Below are 9,261 nucleotides of genomic sequence, written 5' to 3' on the forward strand. Positions count from 1 at the left end.
GAATAAAAAACTGACAAGACACTACCCCTCCTCTACATTTGGATTAGTCTATAATGGCGGATAATAATGGACTACTTACTTCTAGGTACTATAGCAATCCTAAATGAAAAGCTATCCGATCTTCTTTCTTTCTCTGCGCTCTCCGTCTTGATGCGCTTTTTACGCCGGGGAACCCGACGAGCGCGCATCGCTGCGCCTCTGCGGTTAAAAACATCAGTGATTAATTTGAAAATGATTTAGGATCGCTATATCCACTAGCTACTATTCACCATATACTAAATACTAGCTTTGCTCTCTCCACCAGGAACGTAGAGAGCAAACTGCCTCGATTTCATCCTCTTTTGCCTGCTCTAAAAACGCATACAACCGTTCTTTAGGCACTTTGGGAAATGTCGGGCTAACTTCAACTTCTACATACACATTTTCCTGAAGCTGATAAATTCGCCAGACCTTACCATTAAATCGCCAAAACTCTGGTACTCCCAGACTGGAATAGAACTGATTCTTGGCAATATCAGTATGAGTAATATCGACTTCGACCACTAAGTCTGGTGGTGGATCTTTGCTGAAATCAACGTTACGCCCTTTTACTAAAGGTTGATTTTGGATGTAATAAGCATTATCGGGTTCTGCGCCTTTTTTAAGATTTGGGTAGTTCATCGTTGTCGAACCCATCGTCTTAATTTTGAGTCCCATTAGTTCGACCATTTCCCGGACAAAACATTCGATTAAACGACCTGAAAATTCGTGTAGTTCCAACGGCACGGTAATCTCCAGCACACCATCGTCATAAGTTAACCGCGATCCGCGAGATTGTGGTAAGGCATTCAAGATCTGTAGATATGCGTCCCAATCTAAACCCCGCAGCACGACTCGCTGCTCTCCCACGGGCTGCAACTCAGATTTGAGTTCTGGTGCGGCAATTACCATTACTATTTCCCCCGATCTGCGATCGCGATGTTATTGACATCGATGACAACTTTTCATCGATCGATAAAAGGTACCTAAAAGCTCAAATTACTCACAGTAACCCCTTGGAGTCGCCCTAGGGATGTAACCAAAATACTAACATTTAGTTTAACTAAATGTCAATTAAGCCCCAAAAAAACATCAACTTCTGCGAGTAGCGGATCGATCGTTTGAGCCTGAATTTGGTGGGGTGGCTGCCAATCGATCCATTCAAAACCCAGATGTTCGCTGGAGGCAATCACAGTTGGGGTATCTACCCAGCCCAAGAAAATAATCAGAGTCTTTTCCACCGCCTTATTATCGTACCTAGCAGATTGGGGATAGTAGACCGATCGATACTGAAAATCTGGCTCGACTCGCACGGCACTAACCGGAATCCCCGTTTCTTCATTCATCTCTCTGAGGGCACATTCTAAGTCGGTTTCGCCCGGTTCGATGTGTCCTTTAGGCAGATCGTAGCGATCGGGATGCTTCATCAACAAAAAAGATGTTTGAGATCGATCGCCGCGAAATAATATAAAACCGCAGGATTTAACTTGTTTCATGGGTTTGGAGCTATTATCTTCTCGTTTAAATATCGATCGACAGTCAATTATCTAACCAGCTAAATAGTTGCCCGATCGTCAGTTGAAACGACCCAGCGAATTCAGGGACGGGTAATAGCTCGTCTGGCTCTTCAAAAACTGAGATCGTTCTGTCGGCTAAATAAACAAATACTAGTTCTTCGGCGGGGTCGATTAACCAGCCAATTTTCGTGCCGTTGCTGAGACAGTATAAGATATTGCGAACGACTTTAGTTTGACTCTGGTCGGGCGAGAGAATCTCAATCGTCCAATCGGGGGCGAGTGCAAATACGTTAGCAACTTTGCCATCATCATCGCGGGGGATGCGCTCCCAGGCAAACACAGTTACATCCGGGACAGTCGATCGATCTCCAAATGTGCAGCGCAATTCTGGATAAGCACGGGCAATTCGATCGGGTTTAAGTGCTGCATTAATAGCAGGTACTAGGTCACCTTGGATCGTGCTATGTTTTCCTTGAGGCATCGGTTTTTGGATAATTTGACCATCGACAAATTCGCTAGCAGGTTTTGTCTCTGGTAGCTTGAGGAAGGCTGCGAGTGCGCTCGATTTAATGGGTGCTTGAACCATTGCCGGATGAGGTGATGGGCTGTTTGTATTATCCGCTTTAATGAGGCGATTGAGTTGCGGCGATGGGTGTTGCAAGCGTGGTTTTTAAAAAATAAATCGCTCAAAGCCGCATGATTCGGTCGAAAGATCTTGGCAATGCTGCCAAATCTGTTCGATCTCTGGGTGGAATGGATGAATTCGATCTGTTGGGGCTATTTTTAGTCTAGACTTCAGTAAATCTGAGTGTAAAAGGTATGACGATCGAGTGACAAAGAATCGACCACCTCACGTTCTGTCACAATCGATCGGTCATCGGGGTCGATCGGCAGTTAATCTATAAATATATCGACAGCCAGCCGTTATTTTAACGCTGGCATTATAAAAATTTTGTGAGCAAGTACGATGACAACCACTAAATTTGCTAATTACCCTTATACAATTACCGATCGCGAGCGACAAAATATCGAGCGGACAATCGACTATACACAGATAAATTCTATTCCGGAAATTTGGGCGATCGTCGCGGCAAAGTGTGGAGATGTTGTGGCGGTAACTGCGCCGCATAGTAAGCCAGAAATTAGCTTTACTTACCGAGAGTTGGCGACGCAAATTAAACTGTTTGCCACCGGATTGCAAAGCTTGGGAATTCAGCCGTACCAAGCGGTTGCCCTATTTTCCGACAATAGTCCCCGCTGGCTGGTTGCCGATCAAGGCATTATGTTAACAGGCGCATTTAACGCCGTCCGCAGTTCGCAAGCTGAGACTCAAGAGTTACTATCGATTTTAGAAAATAGTCAGGCAAAAACACTAGTAGTCGAAGATCTCAAAACGCTCGACAAGTTAAGTAAAAAAATCATCGAGTTGCCGATCGACTTAATCGTGTTACTTTCTGACGAATCAACCGAGCGAGATCTGTCGATTAAACTAGTCAACTTTAGCAATGTTATCGATTTGGGTCGAAGTGCCCAATTTACGCCTGTAGCTCTCAAAAAAACCGACTTAGCTACTCTAATCTACACTTCTGGAACTTCTGGCAATCCTAAAGGCGTAATGCTCTCCCACGGTAATTTACTCCATCAGGTGAATACCTGCGGCACAGTGATTCCCGCCACGCCAGGAGCGCGGGTGTTGAGTATCTTACCTTCTTGGCATAGTTACGAGCGATCGTGCGAATATTATCTGCTCTCGCAGGGGTGTACCCAAACTTACACCAATATCCGCTATTTCAAGCAAGATTTAAAAGAATACCAGCCAGAATACCTCGTCGCAGTTCCCAGACTGTCTGAGTCGATTTATGAGGGCATTCAGAAGCAATTTCGCGAACAGCCCGCCAACAAACAAAAGCTGGTCGATACGCTGCTAAATACTAGCAAAAAATATATCGAAGCACGCCGGATCGTCCAAGGCTTGAGCTTAGAATGTTTGGAACCTAGTATGGGTCAAAAGTTAAATGCCCGCATTCAGATGTCGCTGCTAGCACCCATTCACGCGATCGCCGATAAATTAGTCTACAGCAAAATTCGGGCGGCGACGGGCGGTAAAATTAAAAATATTATCAGCGGTGGCGGTTCGCTTGCCAAACATCTCGATCTCTTTTTTGAAATTATTGGCGTAGATATTCTCGTCGGCTATGGATTAACCGAAACCGCACCGATTACCAACGTCCGTCGTCCCTGGCAAAATCTCCGCCTCTCTTCAGGCAAACCCTTACCCGGTACAGAAATTAAAATTGTCGCTGTCGAGACTCGCCAGCCTGTCGCGATCGGTCAAAAAGGATTAGTATTAATTCGCGGCCCTCAAATCATGCAAGGATATTACCGCGATCCTGAAGCGACAGCTAAAGCGATCGATCCCGAAGGCTGGTTTAATAGTGGCGACTTGGGAATGCTCACCGCGAGTAACGATTTAACCATTACCGGACGTGCTAAAGATACGATCGTGCTCAGTAACGGCGAAAATATCGAACCTACCCCGATCGAAGATGCTTGCCTGCGGAGTCAGTATATCAGCCAAATCGTCCTCGTCGGTCAAGACCAAAAATCGCTCGGCGCGATAATTGTCCCCAACTCTGAAGCCTTGCAACAATGGGCAACCAGTCAAAATTTACCCTTAGATTTCACCACAATCTCCACCGTAGAATCGAACATCCTCGAAGATCGTCAAGTTGCCAACCTCATCAAAGACGAACTCAACCGCGAAGTTAAAAACCGTCCCGGCTATCGCGCCGATGACAAAATTGTCGCCATCAAACTCATCGCCGAACCATTTAGCATCGAAAATGGACTTTTAACCCAGACCCTGAAAATTCGTCGTCCAGTTGTGATGGAGCGGTATCACGGTATGATTGACGAGATGTTCGCTCGGTGAATGGGATTGGGTATGGGGTCAAACCGCTAACTACTAAACCAAACGTCAGAGCGAACATTTCGTCCGTTCGAGCTAACGATGTGGACGGTAAAACAAGGTCAGATCTCCAACCTATGTTCGCCCTCACTAACTGCTCGTTAGCTGCTGTCGATCGACTGCGCGGTCGATCGATAAATATATAATAGTCACCAAAATTATCTAATCATGGATCTACCAGACTCTCAATTATTACTCAAACGGGTCGTCAGTATTAAAGCTGTCGTCACTCAACGTTGGAAAGACGAAACTCAACAACTATTACAAACCCAAATTAGCGAACTCGACGGACAACTCCAACAACTAGAAATTCAAGGACAAAGAGCGGTCGCCGAAATTCAAAAACAAAACCTGCAACCGCCTGGGCCTCAAGTAGTTCAGCAGATTGAAAGCATTCAAATGCAAGTAAATCAGCAGAAAAGCGAACTGCTAGAACAAAAAAACATGGCTCTCCAACAACTTCAACAGGTTCAATTTCTCGAACTCAAACAAGAAGTCAGTCAAGGTCAAGTTGAAGGCTACTTTTCAGTCAAACTCGGCGATAATCTGATTTCTAAAATGAACGTCGAAGTCCTCCTGCATGATGGAGTCGTCATGGAAATTCGGGGAAATATCTAAATTAGGTTTTAGGTTTTAGGTTTTAGGTTTTAGGTTTTAGGTTTTAGGTTTTAGGGAAGAAGGGTAAAGGGTCGAGGGTAAAGGAAATTAAGAATTACTCCCCATCTCCCCGTCCCCCCATCTCCCCGTCCCCCCGTCCCCCAATTAGGCTAAGATGGAAAGCTGCAAGCTCAACCTAACTGTTTGATTCGAGAAGATCCTCATGGCAATACGCGAAGTTTTCATGCCTGCTCTAAGTTCCACGATGACTGAAGGCAAGATTGTCTCCTGGCAGAAATCGCCTGGTGATAAAGTCGAAAAAGGTGAAATCGTTGTCGTGGTCGAATCCGACAAGGCAGATATGGATGTCGAAACCTTTTATGGCGGCTTTATCGCTACCATTATCGTCCAAGCTGGAGAATCCGCGCCTGTCGGATCGGCAATTGCCCTAGTTGCTGAAACCGAAGCTGAGATCGAAACTGCCAAACAGCAAGCGCAAGGCAAATCGTCATCTGTTGCACCAACAACCGCAGCACCAACACCAGCCGCAACCACCCAGAATGCGGCTCCCGCACCTGTCGCGCCAACTACCACAATTCTTAGGAGCGATTCGGCACAGCCGACGCGTAGCGAACGACCTGTAGTATCGCCGCGCGCTCGGAAATTAGCCAAAGAATACGGTATTGCCGTCGAAACGCTTCAGGGTACTGGCCCTAACGGTCGCATTACCGCCGATGATATTAGTACCGCCGCAGGTAAAGCACCAACTCCGGTCATTCAAAGCCAACCAGCAAACCCAGTTGCCGTACCCGCAGTTACACACCCAGTCGCGCCAACTGTTATCGCCGCTGGCGCGCGAATAGTCCCCTTCAATACCTTACAAGCCGCCGTCAACCGCAATATGGTGGCGAGTTTAGCAATCCCAACTTTTCGCGTCGGTTACACGATCGAAACCAATAGCCTCGACAAACTTTACAAGCAAGTCAAATCTAAAGGTGTCACCATGACAGCACTGCTAGCCAAAGCAGTCGCCATGACGCTTGCCAAACATCCGATCGTTAATGCTTGCTACTCAGATGCAGGTGTCAATCATCCCGGCGGTATTAATATTGCCGTCGCCGTCGCCATGCCCGATGGTGGTTTAATTACCCCCGTACTCCAAAATGCCGACCAGCTCGATCTTTATTCCCTGTCGCGGATGTGGAAAGATTTAGTCGATCGTGCCCGGATCAAGCAATTGCAGCCCCAGGAATACAGCTCTGGCACCTTTACCATCTCCAACCTCGGAATGCTGGGTGTCGATCGGTTTGACGCGATTCTACCCCCCGGTACGGGTGCGATTTTAGCGGTAGGTGCATCTCAACCGACAGTCGTCGCCAGCGAAGAGGGGACATTTGCCATCCGTCGTCAAATGCAAGTAAATATGACCTCCGATCATCGGGTGATTTACGGTGCGGATGCGGCTAATTTCCTCAAGGATTTGGCTCTATTACTCGAAACCAACACTCAATCTTTAACTCTCTAGGCGATGTTGTCGGGTAATAAACCTGCGATCGGCACCGATCCAGGTTTATTAGCAATTCTCACGATCGAAATTGAGATCCGATCGTAGTTTTTAAAAATAAAACTGCTGCAATCCGCATTCTGTCGTCAACGCACTGAAGATGTGAGTCGATCGAATGGCACTACAATACCAGTACTTTAACTGAAGATCCGGCGGGAACGAGCATCGTGTCTACTGGCACGACGGCAAGGGCATTAGTACCTGCGAGATTGACCAGATTTGCCGAGCTGTGACTGCCGCCAGCTAGACTAAAATAATATTTGCCATCGATTAGCTCCCATTTACCCCATAAATAAGTCTCGCGCTGACCGTCGGCGGTGAGATCTTGAGTCGTTAGTGCTTCGCTCCAGCATGGTTGCCAAGCCGCAGGTGGTAAGCCGGAGAGTTTTGCCATTGCCGAGCGGACGAACCGCCAGCAACTGACTAATGCCGAGACGGGATTGCCCGGAAGTCCAAAATAGACGACAGTCCGATTGTCACGATTGAATTTAGCTACCGTCAGGGGTTTACCTGGTTTAATTGCCACCGCGCGGATGCGGATGTCTCCACCCAATTCTGACAGGATCGCTTCTACATAGTCATAATCGCCCACAGAGACACCACCAGTCGATAACACCAAATCTGCCGACTCAATCGCTTCAGACATCGCAGCGGTTAATTTTGCCCGATCGTCGGGGATGATGCCCATGCAGATCGGAATACCCCCAGCTTGATGGACGAAGGCGGCGAGTGCGTATTGATTAGAATCGACAATTTGCCCTGGTTTGAGAGGTTCATGCGGCATGACCAATTCATCGCCAGTAGACAAAATTGCCACGCGGGGACGACGGTAAACTGCAACTTGGCTAGAGCCTGTGGCTGCCAAAATAGCAATTTCGGGCGGGTTGAGGATGGTACCAGCAGCCAGCAGCGGATCGCCGATTCGCGCGTATGCACCACGCTGGCGCACGAAAGATTTGGCAGTCGGGGCAATCTGAATTTTGACGAAGTTTTTCTGAACGCGCTGGGTATGCTCTTGCATGACAATTGTATCGGCACCAGCAGGCACGATCGCCCCTGTAAATATTCTGGCGGCTTCTCCCGATTGAATTTCGCGTTGCGGTTGGCAACCAGCGGGAATTTCTGCGACGACTTCGAGGGTAATCGGATGTTTGGGTGTACTCGATCGCACATCTGCAAATTTTACGGCATAACCATCCATTGCCGAGTTATCCCAATGTGGAAAATCTAATTGACTGACGATTTCAGTTGCCAAAATTCGTCCGGTGGCGAGGGCAAGATCGACGGGTTCTACTTCACTCAACGGTCGCACTAAGTCGAGAATTATCTGTTCGGATTTGGATACAGACAGCATTTGCAGGGGAATATTAAGTACTTTATAGTATATCTTCGATCGCTCTGAGCCAGTCGAAAAGATTTAGGTCGAAATTTATCATAGTTGAAAACCTTGCCAAAAACAGTCTACTCTATCCGATCGTATGTTAGATTTAATCTGAGAATTGCTGGTGATGAAATATGATAACCACCTCGATCGAAAAACTTACCAAAGCAGAATTTTGGGCGATGGCAGATGCGACAGATCTGACTTACGAACTAATTGATGGTATCGCCGTTGCTAAAATGTCTCCTAAATACTTTCATTCTCGATCGACTGGTACCATTTTTACAGCTTTAACAGCTTGGGGAAATAGTCGCGGTCGAGTGGGGATTGAATGGGCAATCGATCTCAGTGATGATTTTACGCCAGTACCAGATTTACTTTACATCTCATTCGACAGATTGCCAGCTACTTGGCAAGAAAATGCCGCTTGTCCCGTCGCACCAGAATTAGCAGTCGAAATTATCTCACCTAGACAGACTTTCGGACAGATGGCACAAAAAGCCAGTAATTATCTCGCAGGTGGCGTACTGAGAGTGTGGATAGTCGATCCGAGCGCACAGAGTTTGACGGTATTTTATCCCGACGCTGCACCGATTACGTATACGGGAGCGCAGATTGTTACCGATTCGATCTTTCCAGATTTATCGATCGTTACCAGTCAGTTATTTGGTTAATTTGAATAGCTCTCCCAGCTTCAAGTCACATCGGGAGCACGCCAACTTTGTCAGAACGAATGAACTAATCGATCGTTAAAGCTGGGCGTTAAGGTAAGCACAGCGATGCTTGAGAACTTGAGAGACATTACTTTCATTCCATTGTGCTCCAGAGATTTTTAATCGCCGATCTATCTGTTTGATAGTAGACTCTATTGCTCCAGAACCAATCGAACAGATATTTTCTGTTTGGTAATAATCATAATTAATAATTCGGTGGCGGTGGGTCTCCAAATATTGACAAAAATTCTGAGCTTTTTTAGATTTAAGTGGCGAGATAAGTGTAAGAGTTTCATCAATCTTCCCTTGCCAGAGAAGAGTTTTTGGTAAGCGTCCCAGGGATAAAGAAAATTGGCGGGTTGAAGAGAACAAGATCTAGTACAGTAGAGGAATGGAATCCGAGAGCATTGAGATAGCCGGAAGAAAAGTCACCAAGGCAGATTGGGACGCAACACCAGAGAGCGTCAAGCTGGCGATCGAAGATTTTCATGGGCTGATTGGAG

General features: G+C 46.7%; 8 protein-coding genes and 1 pseudogene. 4 read left to right on the forward strand and 5 right to left on the reverse strand.

What is annotated here, in order from left to right:
* Positions 1–282: 282 nt before the first annotated feature.
* The 3 genes from Q0R35_RS01315 to Q0R35_RS01325 form a co-directional block, all read right to left on the reverse strand.
* The gene (locus Q0R35_RS01315; RefSeq protein WP_295613690.1) at positions 283–930 is read right to left on the reverse strand and encodes a Uma2 family endonuclease; all 648 of its coding nucleotides are present in this window, start codon (positions 928–930) and stop codon (positions 283–285) included.
* Positions 931–1,088: 158 nt separating this feature from the next.
* On the reverse strand, positions 1,089–1,514 hold the full coding sequence (locus tag Q0R35_RS01320) for an NUDIX domain-containing protein (RefSeq protein WP_295613692.1): 426 nt from the start codon (positions 1,512–1,514) through the stop codon (positions 1,089–1,091).
* A 43-nt stretch (positions 1,515–1,557) separates the two neighbouring features.
* Complete coding sequence (locus tag Q0R35_RS01325; RefSeq protein ID WP_295613694.1) at positions 1,558–2,121, reverse strand: Uma2 family endonuclease; 564 nt, start codon at positions 2,119–2,121, stop codon at positions 1,558–1,560.
* Between the two features lie 381 nt (positions 2,122–2,502).
* Here Q0R35_RS01325 and Q0R35_RS01330 point away from each other — a divergent pair, with 381 nt between their 5' ends.
* The 3 genes from Q0R35_RS01330 (at position 2,503) to Q0R35_RS01340 (ending at position 6,625) form a co-directional block, all read left to right on the forward strand.
* A complete protein-coding gene (locus tag Q0R35_RS01330) occupies positions 2,503–4,467 on the forward strand; it encodes an AMP-binding protein (protein ID WP_295613696.1) in 1,965 nt (654 codons plus the stop codon).
* Positions 4,468–4,671: 204 nt separating this feature from the next.
* A complete protein-coding gene (locus Q0R35_RS01335) occupies positions 4,672–5,121 on the forward strand; it encodes a YlqD family protein (RefSeq protein ID WP_295613698.1) in 450 nt (149 codons plus the stop codon).
* Positions 5,122–5,323: 202 nt separating this feature from the next.
* Positions 5,324–6,625 carry a dihydrolipoamide acetyltransferase family protein gene (locus Q0R35_RS01340; RefSeq protein WP_295613700.1) on the forward strand — a complete coding sequence of 434 codons (1,302 nt, stop codon included), beginning with the start codon at positions 5,324–5,326 and terminating at the stop codon, positions 6,623–6,625.
* 160 nt (positions 6,626–6,785) lie between these two features.
* On the opposite strand, the gene glp is transcribed toward Q0R35_RS01340, so the two are convergent.
* Complete coding sequence (glp, locus tag Q0R35_RS01345; protein ID WP_295613702.1) at positions 6,786–8,018, reverse strand: gephyrin-like molybdotransferase Glp; 1,233 nt, start codon at positions 8,016–8,018, stop codon at positions 6,786–6,788.
* Between the two features lie 161 nt (positions 8,019–8,179).
* On the opposite strand from glp, the gene Q0R35_RS01350 reads away from it, so the two are divergent.
* Positions 8,180–8,719 (forward strand): Uma2 family endonuclease, encoded by a 540-nt coding sequence (locus Q0R35_RS01350; RefSeq protein ID WP_295613704.1) that lies wholly within the window; start codon positions 8,180–8,182, stop codon positions 8,717–8,719.
* A 75-nt stretch (positions 8,720–8,794) separates the two neighbouring features.
* Here the strand turns inward: Q0R35_RS01350 and Q0R35_RS01355 are convergent.
* Positions 8,795–9,082: pseudogene (locus tag Q0R35_RS01355) on the reverse strand (ISKra4 family transposase); the annotation flags it as partial.
* Between the last annotated feature and the right edge of the window lie 179 nt (positions 9,083–9,261).

It is taken from the genome of Chamaesiphon sp. GL140_3_metabinner_50 (assembly GCF_025361915.1).
In the GTDB taxonomy this organism is placed as follows: domain Bacteria; phylum Cyanobacteriota; class Cyanobacteriia; order Cyanobacteriales; family Chamaesiphonaceae; genus Chamaesiphon.